Source organism: Actinoallomurus vinaceus (assembly GCF_039542055.1).
GTDB lineage: Bacteria > Actinomycetota > Actinomycetes > Streptosporangiales > Streptosporangiaceae > Actinoallomurus > Actinoallomurus vinaceus.
Map to the genome: position 1 here is coordinate 84,813 of NZ_BAABHK010000020.1, position 18,544 is coordinate 103,356.

Below are 18,544 nucleotides of genomic sequence, written 5' to 3' on the forward strand. Positions count from 1 at the left end.
GCTCAGGCCCACAAGGACCCGCCGGTCGGGGGATCTCATGGTCGACAACCCTAGGTCAATGTCTTATAAAACGAGACATATGATTTCGTATTATGAGATAGCTCTCGCCCCGACCTCGCCGCCCACATCAGTCACGCCACGGACCGCGGTGGGCCAGCAGGCCGCGTTCGAGGGCCACGACCACCGCGTGCGTACGGTCGCTGACGTCGAGCTTGGCGAAGATCCGCAGCAGGTGGGTCTTCACCGTCGCCTCCGCGATGACCAGTCGGTCGCCGATCTCGGCGTTGGACAGACCGTCGGCCACCGCTCCCAGCACCTCCGCCTCCCGGGCGGTCAGCGCCACCGGGGCGGGTTGCCGCATCCGGGCCACGAGCCGTTCCGCGACCCGTGGGGCCAGGACGGTCTCACCTCGGGACGCGGCGTGGATGGCATCGGCGAGCTGTTCGCGCGAGGTGTCCTTGAGCAGGTAGCCGATGGCGCCGGCCTCGACCGCGTGCTCGATCTCGGTATCGGTGTCGTAGGTGGTGAGGATCAGCACCTTCGTTCCGGCGCCGAGAGCGACGATCTCGGCCGTCGCGGAGACGCCGTCGAGGACCGGCATCCGCAGGTCGATGAGTGCCACGTCGGGCGCGAGGCGCTCGACGAGCTCTACCGCCTCCCGGCCGTTGTCGGCCTCGCCGACGATGGCGATGCCGGGGTCGGAGGCCAGCAGGGCGACGACGCCCGCGCGCATCACCAGGTGGTCGTCGGCCACGATGATCCGGAGTCTGTCCTTCTTCATCTCACTCTTCCGTAGGGATCATCGCGAGGACACGAGTGCCGTCGCCAATGGAGCTGGTGACGGTGAGCTCGCCGCCGAGTTCGGCCAGGCGCTTGCGCATACCGTCCAGGCCGAAGCCACGGGACTCTCCGACCACGAAGCCGCGACCGTCATCGGTGATCTCCAGTTCGACGCCGTGGGGACAGTGCGCGAGCACGACCCCCACCGTGGATGCGGCAGCGTGCTTGCGTACGTTGGCCAGTGACTCCTGGGTACACCGCAGAAGCGCGATCCGTGTCGTCTGATCGCACTCGATCTCCGCCAGATCCGCGATCACGGTCAGACCGGTGTCCTCGATGAAGCGGTCCAGGGTCCGGCGCAGCGTCCGGGCGACCGAACCGGGCGCGATACCGCTCACCGGGGCGGCGCCGACGAGGACACGCGCCTCGGCGAGGTTCTCTCGCGCGGTCTGTTCGATGGAGAGCAACTGCTGGGCGCTCCTTTCGGGCTCGGCCGCGATGTTCGAGCGTGCCGCCTCCGCGAGCACGATGATGGACGCGAAGCCCTGGGCGAGAGTGTCGTGGATCTCCCGCGCGAGGCGTTCGCGCTCCTCTGCGGCGCCTTCGCGCCGGTGCGCCCGGGCCAGCTCCGACCTGGTGGTCTCCAGCTCGATGCTCAAGCGGTCGGCGCGCTCCTCGCTTCTCCCGACGATGCGGTGCATCGACAGTCCGAGCAGTACGCCGGCCGAGTACGCCACGAGGGTGACGACGGCGTTGCCGGTGGTGGGATCCCCGGTCCGGATGATCCCGCCCAGCTCGGTGGTCAGGGCGGCCGCGCCGCTGAACGCGACCGATCGTCCCGCCCTTCCGTCAAAGATCCAGAACTGCGGGAGCGACATGATGAACAGCGCCGCGCCGCCGCCTCTCAGGTAGGAGAGCGCGCCCAGACCGAGGATGAGCATGCAGAGGAACGGAAGACGGTGGCGGGGAGACCGCAACGCGATCACGTACCCGACGGCGAGCACGATTGGCAGTGCCAACGACCAGTACCTCATCGCACCGGGATCGTCCAGACCCGCGACGATCGTGGGTGCCAGCCCCAGGAGCATCCAGGAGACGGTGTTCCACCGGTGGATCCAGCGCTGGTCGTTGGGCCGCGGCATGTTGATCAGCGTACGTTCTGGAGAACCGGCGCGCCGGGGGCCGCCATCCGCGCCCGCCGCGACGGCCACCAGGTCGCCTCGCCGAGGAGCAGCATGAGCGCCGGCAGGACCATGAGCCGGATGACGAAAGCGTCCAGCAGCACGGCCATCGCCAGGCTGAAGCCGAGCTGCTTCATCTCGATCAGGTGCAAGGGGATGAAGCTGGCGAACACCGTCACCATCACGAAGGCCGCGCTGGTCACGACACTGGCCGAGTTGCCGATGCCGTCGAGCACGGCCGTCCGGGTGGGCGTTCCGTGCTGCACGGCCTCCCTGATCCGGCTGATCACGAACACCTGGTAGTCCATCGACAGGCCGAACAGGATCACGAAGAGGAACAGCGGCACCCGCGAGCCGATCGAGCCCATCGAGGTGAAACCGAGCAGCCCCTCGGCCCAGCGGCCCTGGAACACCAGCGTCAGCAGCCCGAGCGAGGCAGCGGCCGACAGCAGATTGAGCAGCAGGCCGGCCAGGCCCAGGACCACGGAGCGGAACGCGAACACCGTGATGACGAAGGTGACGAGCAGCAGGGCACCGATGATCATCGGTAGCTTCTGCTTCTGGTGCTCGGGGTAGTCCGCGTAGCGGGCGACGTCTCCGGTCACCGCCACCTCGACCCCGGGCAGCCTGCCCACGGTGGCCGGGAGATACCTCTCACGGATCCGCTTGAGGGACGCCTGCGCCTCGTCGGAGCTCACATAGTGCGGTACGGCCAGCTCCAGCAGGCTGATCCGGCGGTCCGCCGAGACACGCGACTCCGCCTTTCCGGCGAACAACGGGTCGGCCTTTGCGCGCTCGCCGAGGTCGCGCAGTGCGGCGGCCACCTCGTCCGCGCGGCTCGCGTCGGCGCGGACGACCACCTGATTCATGGACTTCAGCTCCGGGAACGCGGTGTTGATCCGGTCGTACGCCCGCATCGCGGGGAGCTCACGGGAGTAGGTCTCCCGTCCCACGTCGGTCAGCTTGAGGCCCAGGAGCGGAGCGGCCAGTGCCAGCATGCCGATCACCGCGACGCCCAGCGTGATGGCGGGACGCCTGCTCGTGGGGCGCAGCATGGCGGCCGTGATCCGGCCGGCCCCCTGCCGCGTCGGCCGTACGGCCCGGCCTCGCCGAGCCCTGCGTTCCGCACGGCGTTCCGCCCGCCGGCCGAGCTTGACCAGCAGCGCCGGAAGGACGGTGAGCGAGCTGACCACGGCGGCGACGGTGACCACGATCGCGCCGGTGGCCAGCGAGGAGAAGATGACGTCGTCGGCGAGGTACAGAGTCGCGCTGGACGCGGCGACCGCGAGTCCCGAGACCACGACGGCCCGTCCTGAGGTGGCCGCGGCCAGCTCCACCACGGCCTCGGAGGAGAGCCTTCCACCGGACCGGGCCCGCTCCTCCCGTTCTCGCTTGAGATAGAAGAGCGTGTAGTCGACGCCGACCGCCATCCCGATGAGCAGGATGACGTTGGTGCCGACGCCGGCGTCCGGGAACAGGTGCGAGGCCGGCATGGACAGGCCGACGCCCGCGGTGATCGAGGAGACCGCCAGCAGCAGCGGCACGGCCGCCATCGCCACCGAACGGAAGACGAGCAGCAGGGTGATCAGCGTGAGCGGCAGCGCGATCAACTCGGTGCGGGACAGATCGTCGCCTCGCTGCCCCTGAACGTCCTTGCTGATGGACGGGCTGCCGGCCTCCTCCACCCGTAGATCGGGGTTGGCCCTCTGTACCTTGGCGGTCTGCGCGAGGAGGGGATCGATGTGCTTCTTGCCCTCGAGCTCGGGACCCTTCATGGTCACGTCGACCCGGATCGCCGTACCGTCGGCCGATCGGACCGGCGCGGCCACCGACTCGACCTCGGGAAGTCTCTTCATCCGGTCGGTGATGTCCCGGGCCGCGGTGCCGGCCCGACCGGCGTCCAGCCCACCGGCGGCCTTCGCGGAGATCAGGACGCGTTCCAGGGGCTTCTGCTGCAGGCCGCCTTCCTCGGCCATCGCCTCCGCTCGGCCGGCCTCACCGACGCGGAAGTCCGCTGAGGTCGCAGCGTGGCCGCCGACCCCGATGCCCGCGCCAAGGCACACGACGACGAAGAGAATCCAGCCGGCGATCGCTCGCCAGGGGTGATGGGCGCTCCAGCGCGCCACCCGTACAGGGAGGTTGGTCATGGCATTCATGCTGGTCGCCGGGCCGATGCCGTCGACAGCCTCGACCGGTTGAACCTGGCGTCCACCGGTCGGTGGACCCCTCCGCCGCCGGTCGCCGGTGAGCGTGCGGTGAGCGTGCGGTGAGGGGTCCCCGCCACGGTTGCCCCATCGCCGGATCCGCCGAGGACCGGCCACTGAGCGAGGAGCAGGGCGATGGGCATGCTGACCGGCAAGACGGCGCTGGTGACGGGTGGATCGCGGGGCATCGGCCGGGCGGTCGCGCTGCGGCTGGCCGCCGAGGACGCGCTGGTCGCCGTCCACTACGGCGGCAACGACGCGGCGGCCAAGGAGACCGTGGCGCGAATCGAGGCGGCGGGCGGCCGGGCGTTCACCGTCCAGGCGCGGTTCGGTGACGACGGCGCGGTGGACCGGCTGTTCGAGGGCCTGACCGCGGGGCTGGCGGGACGCGGGCTGGACATCCTGGTCAACAACGCGGGCATCGGCTCCGGCAGCCCGATTGCGCACGTCACCCCCGAAGAGCTCGACCGGCTGCTCACGATCAACGTCACCACGCCGTTCTTCGTGATCCAGCGCGCGCTGCCGCTGCTGAACGACGGCGGCCGCATCATCAACATGGGCTCGACGGCCAGCCGGTTCGCGGTCTCCACGCAGATCGGTTACACGATCAGCAAGGCGGCGCTGGAGTCGATGGCGCCGTCACTGGCCAACGAACTCGGCCGGCGCGGCATCACCGTGAACACCGTCGCGCCCGGCGCGGTGCGGACCGACATGACCGCGGGCTACACCTCCATCCCCGAGATGGTCGCCGGGCTCGAAGCGATCACCGCGCTCGGCCGACTCGGGGAGCCGGAGGACGTCGCCGACGTCGTCGGTTTCCTGGCGGGCCCGCAGGGGCGATGGGTGACCGGCCAGACCGTCGACGTCTCGGGCGGGACCTACCTCGGCCCGATCGCCCCGTGACCAGCGCCTACGGGAGAGGGCGGGCCGCACCGGCCCGCCCTGCGCGATCGTCACCGGTGGATAATCACCGGCATGCGGTTCGGAATCCTCGGCGAGACCCGGGTGTGGCGCGACGACGGAGCCGAGGTTCCGCTGGGCGGGCCGGCCCGCCGCGCGCTGCTGACCCTGCTGCTGGTCCGCCCCGGTGAGGTCGTGTCGGCCGACCGGCTGGGCGACGAGATCGACCCGGACGGAGCGCTGTCGTCGCATGCGTTGCAGTCCCAGGTGTCCCGGCTCCGTACGGCCCTCGGCCCCGAGGCCCCGATCGAGCGGGCGGGGGCGGGCTACCGGATCGTGGTCCCACCGGACGACGTGGACGCCTGCCGTTTCGAACGGCTGGCTCAGGACGGCCGGGCGGCGCTGCGCGACGGCGACGCCGAACGCGCGGCCGCGCTCCTGCGCGAGGCCCTCGACCTGTGGCGGGGCCCTGCGCTCGCCGACATCGCCGAGGGCGAGACGGCGCAGGCCGCCGCCGTACGGCTGGAGGAGCAGCGGCTCGGGGCGCTCGAGGACCGGATCGAGGCCGAGCTGCGACTCGGCGAGAACCGCGTCCCCGCGTTGCGCGAGCTGGTCGGCCGCCACCCGCTCCGGGAGCGGCCGGCGGCGCTGCTGATGCGGGCGCTCGCCGCCGAGAGCGGGCAGGCCGAGGCCCTCGTCGTGTTCGAGGAGACGAGACGACGCCTCGCCGACGAACTGGGCGCCGACCCCTCGGCCGAGCTGACCGCGCTGCACCGGGAGCTGCTGAGCGCCGACCCGTCGCCGTCGCCCGCCGCGCCGCCCGTCCCGCTGACGGCCTTCGTCGGCCGCGACGACGAGGTGGCCGAGGTCGCCGACCTGCTGCGCGTGGCCCGGCTGGTCACGCTGATCGGCCCCGGCGGCGTCGGCAAGACCCGGCTGTCGGTCGAGGTCGCCGGTGCCGTCACCGACGAGGTCTGCTTCGCCGAGCTGGCGCCGCTGCGCGACGGCGCGGGGCTGCCGCAGGCGCTGCTGGGCGCGCTCGGCCTGCGCGAGAACGGGCTCCACCTGGGAGGTGGCGCGCAGACGCCGCTGGACCGGCTGATCACCGCCCTGTCGGACCGTGTACTCCTCCTGGTCCTGGACAACTGCGAGCATGTCGTCGACGACGCGGCCGCGCTCGCGTCGCGGCTGCTGGCGACCTGCCCGCGCCTGCGCATCCTCGCCACGAGCCGCGAGCCGCTCGGCGTCATCGGCGAGCACCTCCGGCAGGTACGGCCGCTCGACGCCCAGGCCGCCGTGCGCCTCTTCACCGACCGCGCCCAGGCCGTCCAGCGCGGCTTCACCGCCGACCCCGAGGTCGTACGGCGGATCTGCGCGGCCCTCGACGACCTGCCGCTGGCGATCGAGCTCGCGGCGGTCCGGCTGCGGACGCTGCACGTCGACGACCTCGCGGCGCGGCTGGACGACCGGCTCGGTGTCGCGGCGCGTGGCAGCCGCGGAGTCGACGACCGGCATCGGACGCTGCGCGCGGTGGTCGCGTGGAGCTGGGACCTGCTCTCCGAGCCCGAGCAGCTGGCCGCGCGCAGGTTCGCCGTCTTCGCCGGGGGCGCGACGGCCGAGTCCGCCGTACGCGTCTGCGGTACCGACGCCGACACGCTGGAGTCGCTGCTCGACAAGTCGCTCCTGGAGTTCGCGGGCGGCCGCTACCGAATGCTGGAGACGATCCGCGCCTACGCCGCCGAACGGCTCGACGCGTCCGGCGAAGCCGAGTCCGTACGACGCGCTCACGCCGGGCATCTGCTGGACCTGGCGCGGACCGCCGATCCGCATCTTCGCCGGGCCGAACAGCTGGAGTGGCTGCCCGTCCTCGCCGCCGAGCACGGCGACCTCCTGGCGGCCGTCCGCTGGGCGGTCGAGACCCGGGACGCGGAGACGGCCCTCGACCTGATCGCCGCGGCCTCCCACTACCTGTGGATCCGCGGCGCGTCCGCTTCGATCGCGTCCCAGGCGACGGCGTTGCTCGACGCGATCGGCGACGAGCCCCCGGCCGGCCGGGGCGAGGAGTACGTGATGTGCGTGCTGTCTGCGGCGGCCGACGCGGCCGGGCGGCCGGTCTGGCAGCGGCACCGTGCCGTAGCCGAGAAGGCTCTGGCGGCCGCGTGGTCCGGTGCCGAGCCGGGCCGTTACCCGGTCGTCCTGCTCATGTGGATGATGCGGAACGCGAGCGATGGCGATCCCCGCGGCGCGTTCGCGCTGGTGGCGTCCCAGTGCGACCGCTCCGAGCCGTGGGTGCGGGCGGCCGCGCGGTTCGTCTCGGGCTTCGGGCCGCTCGGTGAGGGCGACGACGCGTCGGCCGAGCGCGTCTTCGCCTCGGCCGTCGAGGGGTTCCGCTCACTCGGTGACCGGTGGGGCACCGCGCTGGCCCTCGACGCGCTCGCCGGCCTGGCGGGCACGCGCGGGGACCAGGCGACGGCCCTCGCGTTGACCGACGAGGCGCTGGCCCTCACCGAGCGGCTCGGTGCCCTGGAGGACGGCGCCGACCTCCTGGTCAACCGGGGTGATCACCTCATCGCGCACGACGCGGCGGCGGCGCGCGCCGACTACGAGAAGGCCGCCGGTCTCGCCCGCCGCGCCGGCAGCGCCACCTACCTCGCGGCGGCCCTGCGCGGGCTCGGCGACATCGCGCTGTCGGAGGGGGATCCGGCCAAGGCGGGGCGGCTGTTCGACGAGGCACTGGAGCGGCTCGACCCGCACTGGATCAAGAGCGCCGCCAACCGGGTCCGCACACTCGCCGGGCTCGGCCGCGTCGCCGAGGCGCGCGGCGACCACGCCGCGGCACGGGCACGCTACGGGGATGCCGCCGAGTCCGCGGCGGCCGTGATGGGGACGGCCACCCCGGAGGCCCTCCGCGCGATGGGGCTCCCCGAGAACGTCGTCGAGGCGGTGAGCGCGCGGTGAGCCCGCGGTGAGCGCTCCCCGCGAAGCTCACCGGCATGAAGAACCTCAACGTCCTGATCTCCGGTGCCTCCGTCGCCGGCCCCGCGCTCGCCTACTGGCTCCACCGTCACGGCTTCACCCCCACGATCGTGGAGCGGGCTCCGGCCCTCCGCGACGGCGGCTACGCCGTCGACTTCCGGGGTGAGGCGCACCTGACGGTCCTGCGCCGCATGGGGATCCTGGCCGACCTCGAACGCGCCCGCACCGGCATGGGCTTCATGTCGTACGTGAACGACGCGGGCAAACCGATCGCCAAGCTCCCCGCCGACCTGTTCGCCGGGGACATCGAGATCCTCCGCGGCGACCTGGCCCGCATCCTCTACGACGCGACCAAGAACCACACCGAATACGTCTTCGGCGACTCCATCACCTCGATCACCGAAGACGCCCACGGCGTGAACGTCACCTTCGAACGCGGCGCACCGCGCCGGTTCGACCTGGTGATCGGCGCCGACGGCCTCCACTCGAACACCCGCCGCCTGGCCTTCGGCCCGGAAGAGCAGTTCGTGAAGCACCTCGGCCTCTACTGCGCGATCTTCACCACTGAGAACCACCTCGGGCTCGACCACACCGGGCACGCCTACCGCACCGCGAACAGGCTGGTCGCGATGTACAGCGCCCACCACAACACCCAGGCCAGGGCCATGTTCTACTTCGGCTCACCGGCCCTGGGCCTCGACCGACGCGACGTGGCGCGGCAGCAGGCCGTCCTCGCCGAGCAGTTCGCCGGCAACGGCTGGCAGAGCGACCGGCTGCTCCACGAGATGCGGTACGCGCCCGACTTCTACTTCGACTCCGTCGGCCAGGTCCACATGGACACCTGGAGCCGCGGCCGGGTCGCCCTGCTCGGTGACGCCGCGTACTGCCCGTCATCCCTGTCGGGCATGGGCTCCGGTCTCGCCCTCGTCGGCGCGTACGTCCTGGCGGGCGAACTGGCCGCCGCGCAGGGCGACCACCGGACGGCCTTCGCACGCTACGAGCAGGAGATGCGGGAGTACGCGACGGGCTGCCAGAAGATGGGCGACGGCGTCGCCAAGCTCATGGTCCCGAGCAGCCGTGCCCTGGCCTCGTTCCTCAACCGCTACTACAAGGTCATGCCCTACCTGCCGGGCAAGAACATGCCCGCCAAGATGGCCCGCAAGGCCGCCGAGAACATCAACCTCCGGGACTACCGAGAACTCGCCCGCCGCTGAACCAAATGATGATCAACAGGGCTCAGTGGTCGACTGCGACGAGGGAGCCGCCGAGGACGGTATGCGTGGGGTTGAGGTCGCGCAGGACCTCGCTCGAGCAGGAGGCGGGGTCGCGGTCCCAGATGGTGAGGTCGGCGAGGCGGCCGGGGGTGAGCATGCCGCGCTGGTCATCTTCTCCCAGCAGACGGGTGGCGTGGGTGGTGTGCAGAGCCACGGCTTCGTCGTAGGTGATGGCGTGCTGGGGCCCCTGGACACCGATGACGGTCTGGCGGGTGGTCATGCCCCACACCGACCGCATGGCGCCGAACTGGCCGACGGGGAAGTCCGATCCGGCCGCGACCAGGGCACCCTGATCGAGCCATTCCCGGGCGGGGAAGAGCGCGGCGACCCTTTCGGCGCCCCAGAATCCGAGCTCCACCTCGGCGGTGTCGTGCAGCAGCGGCTGCTGGATGGTGACGGGGACGCCGAGGGCGACGGCGCGGGCGCGCTGTTCGGCGCCGGCCAGGCCGCCGTGTTCCATGACCAGCGTTCCGGCGGGCAGGCCGGGGATGCGCTCGAGGACGCGTTCGTAGACGTCCAGGAGGATGCGGACCGCGCGGTCGCCGTAGGCATGGGTGCCGACCCGCCAGCCGCGGCGGACCACGGCCTCGACCGCCTCGACCAGCGCGTCGGGCTCCCAGGTCAGCGTTCCGGAGAAGGCGTGGTCGCAGGCGTACGGCTCTTCGGTGGCCCCGGCCTCAAGGCCGCCGTCGAGGCCGAACTTGACTCCCCACACCCGCAGCCATGGGTCGGAGCCGTAGCGCCAGTCCTCCATGACGTCGAGCAGGTCCTCCACCTGGGCCGCGCCGCTCAGGCCGAGCGCCGAGATCAAGGCCCGCACCCGGGTGCTCAGCGCCCCCGCCTCGCGGGTGGCCAGCAGCATCGCGTAGTCGTCGGGGGTGACCGCGCAGTCGCGCACGGTGCCGATGCCGGTGGCGGCGTACTGGCTGCTGGCCAGGCGCAGCCCGTCGATGCGCCCGGCCCGGTCCGGGGCGGGGAGCAAGCGTTCCACCAGGGGCAGGGCGTTGTCGATCAGCCGGCCGTCGAGCCTGCCGTCGGCGTCGCGGCCGATGACACCGCCCGGCGGTACGGGGGTGTCCTCGGTGATGCCCGCCAGGCGCAGGGCGTAGGTGTTGACGACGTCGTTGTGGCCGCCGCGTTTGACCAGGACCGGATGGCGGTCGGTGGCCTGGTCGAGTTCGGCGGCGGTGGGCATACGCCGCTCGGCCAGGTTGAGTTCCTGCCAGTTGGTGGTGGTGCGGATCCACTGGCCCGCGGGAGTGGTCTCGGCCCGTCGGCGGATCAGGTCCAGGAACTCGGGGATGGTACGCGCCCGATGGACGGGGACGTCGTGCGCGCCGTGTGCGGCGAAGATCAGATGGGTGTGGGTGTCGTCGAACGCGGGCAGGACGGTGGCCTCGGGCAGTTCGTGGACCGTGGTGCGCGCGGTCACCCACGCGTTCAGGCCGTTCGGGTCGGGTGAGACGGCGACGATGCGGTCGCCCCGCACCGCCAGGGCCCGCTGCGGCTGCTGGCCGGGCACCAGCGTATGCACCACCGCACCCCGGATCAGCAGATCCGCACCGTGATCAGTCATGGCTTTCCTACCTCCTCGATCTCGTCTGTCGACCATCCCGTTGTACGAGACTTCGACAGATTCGATTCCATGGAGCGGCCGTTATCGCAGGAAGTACGCCATCAAAGCGGGTTAGAATGCAGATCGTGCGCCACGCGTTGGATGACACGGATCGCCGGATCGCGGCCGCCCTCCTCCTCTCGCCCCGCGCCTCCTGGCGTGAGCTGGCCCGCTGCCTGGGGCTGTCCGAACGCACCGTCGTCCGTCGTGCCGCGCCCCTGTACGGCGACGGCACCCTTCGGGCCACCGCCGTCCGCAACCCCGCGCACTTCCCCGACCTGATCCCCATCGCGGTGCGCATCCGCTGTCGACCCGCCAAGATCAGCCAGGTGGCCCGCGCCCTGGCCCGCCGCGGCGACACGGTCTGGGTCGACATCCTGGGCGGCGGCAACGAGATCTCCGCGATCTTCTTTCTCGACGGTCCCGACGCCCGCAACACCCTGCTGCTGCGCGACCTGCCCGCCACCGACGCCGTGGACGCCTGGACCACACACAGCGTGCTGCGCGTCTTCCCGACCGCGTTCCGCTGGACCGCCGACCTGCTCTCCCCCCAGGAGACGGCCCAACTCGACCCTGGCCCGCCGACGACACCACCCGCTCCCCTCGACGTCGACGCCGCCCTGATCGCCGCTTTGACCCAGGACGGCCGGGCCACCTACACCGAGCTCGCCCGTCGCGCCGGCACCACCCCGCTCACCGCCCGTCGACGACTCGACGCGCTCCTGCGCGGTCAGGTCCTGCGCGTGGCCACCGAGGTCGACCTGACGCTGCTCGGCGCGCACGCCGAGGCGCTGCTGTGGATCACCGTCCAGCCGGGCGCGCTGCACCGGACCGCACAGACCCTCAGCACCCACCCACAGGTACGGTTCACCGCCGCAACCTCCGGCCCTGCCAACCTGCTCATCGCGCTCGCCGCGACCGACCTCGACGCCCTGTACACCTTCCTGACCACCGTCGTCGGCCCCCTGGACGGGATCACCGGCATCGACACCACCCCCCTCCTGCAGACTTTCAAACGCACCGGGCTGCTCCGCACGGACCTGAGCGGTCCCCGGCGTGACTGATTCCGTGGCGGCCGTCGATGCCTACCAGCGGTTCCAGTGCAGGACCTCCTCGCGCGGGATGCGGCGAGCGGGCTTGAAGTCGGTTCCGATGGTGTAGGCGAGCGGGATGAACGCGGCGAGCATGACCTCGCTGTACGGCACGCCGAGCGCCTTGGCGAGTTCGCGTTCGAGGGGGCCTTGGGCGGTGGTCCAGACGGTGCCGAGGCCGCGGGCGCGGGCGGCGAGCATGAAGCTCCACACCGCGGGCAGGATGGAGCCCCAGGTCATGGACTGGTCGAGCACCGACGCCCGGTCGGTACGGCCTTCGACGGCGGGGATGACGAATGCGGGCACCCGGTGCACGTTGTCGTACAGGTGCCGCAGCCCGTCGTAGATGCGCTCCATGCTGCCCGGGTGGGCGTTCATGCGGCGCAGGTCGCGTTCGTTCACCGATTGCCCGCCGCCGGTGGCCAGAGCGCGACGGAAGATGTCGGCGACGATCTGCCGCTGGTCGTGGTCGGTGACGATAAGGAAGTGCCAGCGCTTCCTGGTGGACGTGAGCGGAGCCGCGTTAGTGGACCCCGCGGGCGTGGCCGTACTGGTCGGGGCCTGGCGGCGCGTACGTACCCACGGTGGCCGCCTGGCGCTGGCAGGCGCGCCCGAGCCGGTTCACGAACTCTTCCACCACGGCTGCTTCGCCGACGGTTTCGCGCTCTATGAGACCGTCTGCGACGCTCTCCGCGATGGCCGCATCGGCCGTGCGGTCACAGCCACCCTCGGCGCTTGAAGACCAGATAGAGCGCGACGGACGCCAGGACCATGAGGACCAACGCCACCGGGTAGCCGAAGGTCCAGTGCAGCTCGGGCATGTTGCGGAAGTTCATCCCGTACACGGTCCCGATGAGGGTGGGAGCGAAGAAGATGGCCGCCCAGGCGGAGATCTTCTTGATCTCTTCGTTCTGGGCATAGCTGGCCTCGGTCAGGCGTCTGACCTCCTCGTTCTGTGCCTGACCGATCAACGCGGCGTTGATGGTGAGCGTGGTCTGATAGAACTCGATCACGCCCTGGAGATACTCGCGTTCGCCGTCGGCGACTCCGCGGACCTGCTCCAGTTGGCCGGCCATGTCGGCCACCAGCCGCCGCCCCTCAGGTGAGATGCGAGGGAGCGCGGCCATCCGCCGGTGGATGGCGGCCCCTTGTGCGCCCATGGTGCGCACGGCGAGCAGTCCGTGGCGGGCACGGAACAGTTCGTTGATGAACTCCTCCGGGTCACCGACACGCCCGCCGGTGACCCGCTGCTCCAGCTGCCATACCTCGCTCGTCAGCGTCTCGATGTACTCCTCCTGGTTGCGGGTCAGGGCCGACACGATCGCGTACGACAGCGCGAAGGGCGTCGTGGGACGCAGCCGGCCCGCTTCGATCCGGGCGAGCACCGCGCGGGTCTCGCGCAGCGCGGCCTCCGGATCGACGGCCGGATTGATCGGCCCATGCACGGTCACCAGGTAGTTGCGGCCGACGAACTGGTCCAGCTCGATGTAGTGCACGTGGCCCCGTTCGCCGCGTTCGGGGGTGTGCAGTACGAAGAACACGTGGTCGGGGTATGCATGCATCTTGGGCACGCGGTTGCGTTCGACGCAGTCGCGTACCGCCATCGGGTGAAAGTCGAACACCTCCGACAGCATCCGTACGGCCGCCGGGTCACAGCCGGCGATGTCCACCCAGATCAGGCAGTCCGTGCGGTCGAGCAGCGCGGGCAACTCGTCGGCGGAACGCTCCTCGATCCCCGCATCGGTGAGCAGGCGAACATCCATCACAGAAGCGGAAATACCCAGTTCAGCCCTTGCCGTCGGCCGGATCGGTCTACTCCGGCCGCGGGTCCCAGCGGAACCGGCGGATGGCCACCACCGCACTGACCGCACCCCACGCGAGCAGAGTGCCGTAGTCATGCCACTGGAAGCCGGAGCCGTCGCCGGTGAAGGCGGTCAGCAGCGCGTCGTTCAACGGCTTCACCGGCAGCGCGCCGGCGATGGTGCCGACGACGCCGTGGATCGGCACCATCGTGCCGGAGATGATCACCAGCGGGAACAGGACGAACTGCACGACCGCCGGCGCGGCATCCGCGTTTTTGATCATTGAGGCCACCGCGGCGCCCAGCGCGCAGTAGGCCGTCGCGCCGAGCACCAGGGACACGACGATCGAGAGCCACTGGGAGAAACCGGGCAGCGAGAGCCCGTAGAACCGGCCGACCACGATGATGAGCAGGACGTCGACGAAGCTCACCAGGATGCAGTGCGCCAGCAGGCCCACGAAGTACGCGGAGGCGGGCAGCGGTGTCGCCCGGACCCGCTTCAGGATCCCGTTCTGGCGCCGGGTCGCGAGCACGATGGCCAACTGGCTGTAGCAGGAGCCCAGCACGGACATCGCGATGATCGTGGACACGTAGTACTGGAGCGCATCCCCGCCGTAGTAGAACGAGGTGTCCTTGACGTCACCGAACAACCCGCCGAAGATCGAGATGACCAGGACCGGGAACACGAAGGTGAAGAACGCGCTCTGCGGGTTGCGCCAGAAGGTCAGCTGCTCGTAGCGGATCTGGTGCCACAACAGACCGACACCGCGGCGAGGTGCGACCTGCCGGTGCGCCGCGCCCGGAACCGCGGCATTCACGGTGCGCTCCTTTCCAGCGTGCGTTCCGGCGCGCTCTGGCCGGCGCTGGTCAGATGCAGGTAGACGTCCTCCAGGCTGGGCCGGTCGACGGTCAGCCGGGCGAGCACCACACCGCGGCCCAGCGCCCAGCCGGTCAGCCGGTGCAGCGTCCCGGTCGGCTCCCCGGACTCCACGGTGACCAGGCCGTCGTCGCTCGGCACGGCGACCGCCGGCAGATCGGTGACCGCGCATCCCGGAGGCAGCTCGAAACGAATGCGGGTCTGCGCGGTGTCGCGCCCGCCGAGGGTGTCGGGGGTGCCCTCCGCCACGATCCGCCCGGCGGCGATCACCGCCACCCGGTCGGCCAGCACCTGTGCCTCTTCCATGTAGTGCGTGGTGAGCAGGATGGTCATCCCCGCGTCACGCAGATTCCGCACCAGCTGCCAGGCGCCCCGACGGGCGTTCGGGTCGAACCCGGTCGTCGGCTCGTCGAGGAAGAGCAGATCCGGATCGCCGATGATTCCCAGCGCGAGGTCCAGACGGCGCTTCTGGCCGCCGGAGAGCGTACGGACCTTCTTCTTCTCAAGCCCGACGAGGTCGACCAGGCCGATCACCTCGTCGATGTCGCGCGGCGCCGAGTAGTAGCCCGCGTTGCGGGCGATCGTCTCGCGGACCGTCAGGTACGGCTCGACCGCGATGTCCTGCAGCACGAGACCGACGCGCTCGCTCAGCCGCCGCTTGGTGGCCGGGTCACCCGGGTCGAGGCCGAGCACTTCGGCACGCCCGCCGGTCCTGGTGCGGAACCCCTCAAGGATCTCCATGGTGGTGGTCTTGCCTGCGCCATTGCGGCCGAGCAGCGCGAAGATCTCGCCGTCGTCGACCGTGAAGCTCACGCCGTTCACGGCCCGTACCGTGCCGTAGGTCTTGTGCAGGCCTTCCACCACGACCGCGTTGGTCATGGTCCTCTCCCGTGATTCGGTGGTGTGCGGTCAGCGATGCACGCAGGTGACCTCCAACGTCAGGTCGAAGCGCTTCCCGGCCATCAGGCGGGACGCCGTCACACCGAAGTCGTGGCGGTCGACCCGGGTCGTGGCTCGCACGGTGAAGCTCTCCGCGGCCACTTCGGAGTGCACGATCGCCAGGCTCACGGGCTGGGAGACGTCGCACACGGTGAGCGTGCCGGAGACCGTGGTGGCGTCCACGCTGTCGGAGACGAACGTGATCAGAGGGTGGCGGCCGGTGTCGAGGAACTTCGCCGACCGTACGTGCGCGTCCCGTTGGCCGTTGCCGGTGTGGAAGCTCGCCGCGTCGACCTCCACCCGAAGGCTCGACTCCGCGAGCGGCTCGGCCACCTTGATCGTTCCGCTGCGAATGGCGAAGGTGCCCTTCACCGGCAGTAGGCCGAAGAAGTGGCGGCTCCTGAACGTGATGGAGGAGCGGTTCGTGTCGATCGTGTAGCGACCCAGCCGGGGGGTCGTCGTGACGGGGTTGACTGTCGAGGCCATGCCCCTATCTCATTGCCGACGGGCCCCCGCGCGACAGGGCCGGCCGTCGGCTCCGGGAACACCGAAAGGGCTACTCACAGGCGGTGACATACGACTTTCGTAGGGTCCGCCCAAGACGGACGTACGGGGCGATTCACGTGCAGGCGATACGAAGACCAACAATCCGTACGGTAGGGGGCATGGCGAAGGCACCGTGGTACCGAGAACACCGGGTCGCCTTGGACGTGACGATCGCGGTCGCCTTCGGGCTGCTCGACACCGGCATGACGCTGATCCACGCCACCTGGTGGCCGGACCACCCGGGCACCCTCGCCTGGGTCATGCTGGGCGTGCAGGCGCTCGCCTGCGGCTCGCTGGCCATCCGCCGCATCGCCCCGCTCACCGTCATCGGCGTGCTCGGCGCGTTCACGCTGGCGGTGACGCTGCTGATCTCACCGGTGGGCGCGCTGACGCCGGCGCACGACGAGAACTCCTGGGCCCCCCTGTCCACGATGCTGGCCGCGTACGGTCCGCTCTTCTACCACCGCAACCGCAAGACGGCGCTCGTCGCGCTCGCCGCCTTCACCGTCGTCGTCATGCGGCCCTGGGACCCGTCGCTAACGCCCATGACGATAGGGCTGCTGCGCACCGCGGTCGGCCCGCTGCTGGCGCTGTACTTCGACGCCCGCCGGCGGATGGTCTGCGCGCTGGTGGAACGCGCCGAGCGGGCCGAGCGGGAGCAGCACCTGCTGGCCGAGCAGGCGCGCACGGAGGAGCGCGCGCGGCTGGCCATTGAAATGCACGACGTGGTCACCCACCGGGTGAGCCTGATGGTGCTGCAGGCCGGCGCGCTGCGCGTGACCGCCAAGGACGAGGCGACCCGGCAGGCCGCGGAGGACCTGCGGGCTGCGGGCTGCCAGGCCCTGGACGAGCTGCGCGACGTGGTCGGCATCCTGCGCGACCCCTCCGACGGCGATCACACGCCCTCGGTGGGAGGCTTCGACGACCTGGTCACCGAGTCGATCGCGGTGGGGATACCCACGGAACTGATCCAGGAGGGCGACCCGGCACTCGCCTCACCGGTGGTGGGACGCATCGCCTACCGCGTCCTGCGCGAGGCCCTGACCAACGTGCGCAAGCACGCGCCCGGCGCGCGGGTGACCGTGCGGGTCGAGTACGGAGAGGCGCAGCTGCGGCTCACGGTGCACAACACGCCACCGACCAGCAGACCCAGCATCGCCCTCACCGGTTCCGGCTCCGGTCTGGGCATCCCCCACCTGCGGCAGCGCGCCGAGTTGGTGCAGGGCAAGCTGCGTGCCGGACCCAGTCCCGACGGCGGGTTCAGCGTCGAGGCGACGCTGCCCGCGCACGTGCCTACCGCGGAATTGACGGTGTGAGAATGCCCCGAGTGCTGGTGGTGGACGACGAGCCCATGGTGCGAATGTTCCTGCGCACCATCCTCGGCTCGGCCGAGGACATCGAGGTCGTCGCCGAGGCACACGACGGGGCGGCCGGCCTCGAAGCCGTCCAGCAGAACCGCCCGGACGTCGTCCTGATGGACCTGCGCATGCCGGGCATGGACGGCCTGACCGCGATCCAGCGCATCAACGAGCTGGCGGATCCGCCGAACGTCGTGGTGCTGACGACCTTCGACGCCGACCCGTACGTGCTGCGTGCCCTGCGGGCCGGGGCGACCGGCTTCCTGGTCAAGTCCACGCCACCGGAAGAGCTGATCGGTCTGGTGCGCGCAGCGGCCCAGGGACACACCGTCCTGTCGCCCGCCGCCGCCCGCCGACTGGTCGCGGCGTCGACGGACAGCCTGTCGGCCCGCGAGCGCGCACAAGAACTGGTCAACACGCTGACCGAACGGGAGACCCAAGTGCTGGCCGGCCTGGGCGAGGGCCTGTCGAACGCACAGATCGCCGCGCGCCTCTTCCTCTCCGAAGCCACCATCAAGGGCTACGTATCCCGCACCCTGGACAAACTAGGCTGCGTCAACCGCACCCAGGCCGGCCTACTGGCCCACGACGCCGGCATCGTCACCCCGTAGTGAAGCCAAGCCCAGAACAGAACCACCCAACCGTAAATCTTTCCCAACCACCAACCCACCCGACCCCAAAACAAGAGCATCCTGAACCAGACCGACAACCACCGAGAGCAAGGGGCAAAGCCCCAAAAAAAAGCCAACCACCAAACCCCAGCCCACAAGGGGGGCGTGGGGGGCGAAGCCCCCACCTCGGGGGGCCCGGGGGGTCGTCCCCCCGAAAAAATGACGAAGGGGTCAGCGGGAAGGAAGCAACGCTTCCGACCATACTGACCCCGACACCGAGTGGGCGAGGAGGGATTTGAACCCTCACGTCCTCGCGGACACACGGACCTGAACCGTGCGCGTCTGCCGTTCCGCCACCCGCCCTGGGCGCGTCCAAAGGTTAGCACCATTC

16 protein-coding genes and 1 tRNA gene are annotated in these 18,544 nt (G+C 70.7%); 7 read left to right on the forward strand and 10 right to left on the reverse strand.

Annotation, left to right across the window (positions count from 1 at the left end):
• Window positions 1-127 precede the first annotated feature (127 nt).
• Genes ABEA24_RS45505 through ABEA24_RS45515 form a run of 3 tightly spaced genes read right to left on the reverse strand, consistent with a single transcriptional unit; the run spans window position 128 to window position 4,108 of the window.
• The gene (locus ABEA24_RS45505; protein ID WP_345440780.1) at window positions 128-781 is read right to left on the reverse strand and encodes a response regulator; all 654 of its coding nucleotides are present in this window, start codon (window positions 779-781) and stop codon (window positions 128-130) included.
• A 1-nt stretch (window position 782) separates the two neighbouring features.
• The gene (locus ABEA24_RS45510) at window positions 783-1,922 is read right to left on the reverse strand and encodes a sensor histidine kinase (RefSeq protein ID WP_345440782.1); all 1,140 of its coding nucleotides are present in this window, start codon (window positions 1,920-1,922) and stop codon (window positions 783-785) included.
• Between the two features lie 5 nt (window positions 1,923-1,927).
• Window positions 1,928-4,108, reverse strand: a complete 2,181-nt coding sequence (locus tag ABEA24_RS45515) for an MMPL family transporter (protein ID WP_345440785.1) — start codon at window positions 4,106-4,108, stop codon at window positions 1,928-1,930.
• Between the two features lie 192 nt (window positions 4,109-4,300).
• Here ABEA24_RS45515 and ABEA24_RS45520 point away from each other — a divergent pair, with 192 nt between their 5' ends.
• From ABEA24_RS45520 to ABEA24_RS45530, 3 genes are all read left to right on the forward strand, one after another.
• A complete protein-coding gene (locus tag ABEA24_RS45520) occupies window positions 4,301-5,068 on the forward strand; it encodes an SDR family oxidoreductase (RefSeq protein WP_345440788.1) in 768 nt (255 codons plus the stop codon).
• Between the two features lie 72 nt (window positions 5,069-5,140).
• The gene (locus tag ABEA24_RS45525) at window positions 5,141-8,023 is read left to right on the forward strand and encodes an ATP-binding protein (RefSeq protein WP_345440791.1); all 2,883 of its coding nucleotides are present in this window, start codon (window positions 5,141-5,143) and stop codon (window positions 8,021-8,023) included.
• 35 nt (window positions 8,024-8,058) lie between these two features.
• Complete coding sequence (locus ABEA24_RS45530; protein WP_345440794.1) at window positions 8,059-9,255, forward strand: FAD-dependent monooxygenase; 1,197 nt, start codon at window positions 8,059-8,061, stop codon at window positions 9,253-9,255.
• A gap of 22 nt (window positions 9,256-9,277) precedes the next feature.
• Here ABEA24_RS45530 and ABEA24_RS45535 read toward each other — a convergent pair whose 3' ends face one another.
• On the reverse strand, window positions 9,278-10,891 hold the full coding sequence (locus ABEA24_RS45535; protein ID WP_345440797.1) for an amidohydrolase: 1,614 nt from the start codon (window positions 10,889-10,891) through the stop codon (window positions 9,278-9,280).
• A 125-nt stretch (window positions 10,892-11,016) separates the two neighbouring features.
• Between ABEA24_RS45535 and ABEA24_RS45540 the strand changes: the two genes are divergently transcribed.
• Window positions 11,017-11,994 (forward strand): Lrp/AsnC family transcriptional regulator, encoded by a 978-nt coding sequence (locus ABEA24_RS45540; RefSeq protein WP_345440800.1) that lies wholly within the window; start codon window positions 11,017-11,019, stop codon window positions 11,992-11,994.
• Between the two features lie 21 nt (window positions 11,995-12,015).
• Here ABEA24_RS45540 and ABEA24_RS45545 read toward each other — a convergent pair whose 3' ends face one another.
• Complete coding sequence (locus tag ABEA24_RS45545; RefSeq protein WP_345441033.1) at window positions 12,016-12,501, reverse strand: nitroreductase family protein; 486 nt, start codon at window positions 12,499-12,501, stop codon at window positions 12,016-12,018.
• Between ABEA24_RS45545 and ABEA24_RS45550 the strand changes: the two genes are divergently transcribed.
• Window positions 12,461-12,760 carry an STAS domain-containing protein gene (locus ABEA24_RS45550; protein ID WP_345440803.1) on the forward strand — a complete coding sequence of 100 codons (300 nt, stop codon included), beginning with the start codon at window positions 12,461-12,463 and terminating at the stop codon, window positions 12,758-12,760. The genes ABEA24_RS45545 and ABEA24_RS45550 overlap by 41 nt on opposite strands.
• Here ABEA24_RS45550 and ABEA24_RS45555 read toward each other — a convergent pair.
• Genes ABEA24_RS45555 through ABEA24_RS45570 form a run of 4 tightly spaced genes read right to left on the reverse strand, consistent with a single transcriptional unit; the run spans window position 12,738 to window position 16,124 of the window.
• Window positions 12,738-13,784, reverse strand: coding sequence for a magnesium transporter CorA family protein (locus ABEA24_RS45555; protein WP_345440806.1), 1,047 nt, complete (start codon window positions 13,782-13,784; stop codon window positions 12,738-12,740). The two genes, ABEA24_RS45550 and ABEA24_RS45555, sit on opposite strands and share 23 nt — an antisense overlap.
• Window positions 13,785-13,833: 49 nt before the next feature.
• On the reverse strand, window positions 13,834-14,640 hold the full coding sequence (locus ABEA24_RS45560; RefSeq protein ID WP_345440809.1) for an ABC transporter permease: 807 nt from the start codon (window positions 14,638-14,640) through the stop codon (window positions 13,834-13,836).
• Window positions 14,637-15,578, reverse strand: coding sequence for an ABC transporter ATP-binding protein (locus tag ABEA24_RS45565; protein ID WP_345440811.1), 942 nt, complete (start codon window positions 15,576-15,578; stop codon window positions 14,637-14,639). The genes ABEA24_RS45560 and ABEA24_RS45565 overlap by 4 nt, the downstream gene beginning before the upstream one ends.
• A 30-nt stretch (window positions 15,579-15,608) precedes the next feature.
• Window positions 15,609-16,124, reverse strand: a complete 516-nt coding sequence (locus ABEA24_RS45570; RefSeq protein WP_345440814.1) for a YceI family protein — start codon at window positions 16,122-16,124, stop codon at window positions 15,609-15,611.
• A 179-nt stretch (window positions 16,125-16,303) separates the two neighbouring features.
• On the opposite strand from ABEA24_RS45570, the gene ABEA24_RS45575 reads away from it, so the two are divergent.
• Window positions 16,304-17,500 (forward strand): sensor histidine kinase, encoded by a 1,197-nt coding sequence (locus ABEA24_RS45575; RefSeq protein WP_345440817.1) that lies wholly within the window; start codon window positions 16,304-16,306, stop codon window positions 17,498-17,500.
• A gap of 2 nt (window positions 17,501-17,502) precedes the next feature.
• A complete protein-coding gene (locus tag ABEA24_RS45580; protein ID WP_345440820.1) occupies window positions 17,503-18,153 on the forward strand; it encodes a response regulator transcription factor in 651 nt (216 codons plus the stop codon).
• Window positions 18,154-18,433: 280 nt separating this feature from the next.
• Here the strand turns inward: ABEA24_RS45580 and ABEA24_RS45585 are convergent.
• A tRNA-Leu gene (locus tag ABEA24_RS45585) sits at window positions 18,434-18,516 on the reverse strand.
• Window positions 18,517-18,544 lie beyond the last annotated feature (28 nt).

Coding starts and splice junctions, on each gene's coding strand:
- ABEA24_RS45520 (WP_345440788.1), top strand. CDS start 4,301: ATGGGCATGCTGACCGGCAAGACGGCGCTGGTGACGGGTGGATCGCGG.
- ABEA24_RS45505 (WP_345440780.1), bottom strand. CDS start 781: ATGAAGAAGGACAGACTCCGGATCATCGTGGCCGACGACCACCTGGTG.
- ABEA24_RS45570 (WP_345440814.1), bottom strand. CDS start 16,124: ATGGCCTCGACAGTCAACCCCGTCACGACGACCCCCCGGCTGGGTCGC.
- ABEA24_RS45555 (WP_345440806.1), bottom strand. CDS start 13,784: ATGGATGTTCGCCTGCTCACCGATGCGGGGATCGAGGAGCGTTCCGCC.
- ABEA24_RS45565 (WP_345440811.1), bottom strand. CDS start 15,578: ATGACCAACGCGGTCGTGGTGGAAGGCCTGCACAAGACCTACGGCACG.
- ABEA24_RS45535 (WP_345440797.1), bottom strand. CDS start 10,891: ATGACTGATCACGGTGCGGATCTGCTGATCCGGGGTGCGGTGGTGCAT.
- ABEA24_RS45575 (WP_345440817.1), top strand. CDS start 16,304: ATGGCGAAGGCACCGTGGTACCGAGAACACCGGGTCGCCTTGGACGTG.
- ABEA24_RS45525 (WP_345440791.1), top strand. CDS start 5,141: ATGCGGTTCGGAATCCTCGGCGAGACCCGGGTGTGGCGCGACGACGGA.
- ABEA24_RS45515 (WP_345440785.1), bottom strand. CDS start 4,108: ATGACCAACCTCCCTGTACGGGTGGCGCGCTGGAGCGCCCATCACCCC.
- ABEA24_RS45530 (WP_345440794.1), top strand. CDS start 8,059: ATGAAGAACCTCAACGTCCTGATCTCCGGTGCCTCCGTCGCCGGCCCC.
- ABEA24_RS45580 (WP_345440820.1), top strand. CDS start 17,503: ATGCCCCGAGTGCTGGTGGTGGACGACGAGCCCATGGTGCGAATGTTC.
- ABEA24_RS45510 (WP_345440782.1), bottom strand. CDS start 1,922: ATGCCGCGGCCCAACGACCAGCGCTGGATCCACCGGTGGAACACCGTC.
- ABEA24_RS45550 (WP_345440803.1), top strand. CDS start 12,461: ATGTCGGCGACGATCTGCCGCTGGTCGTGGTCGGTGACGATAAGGAAG.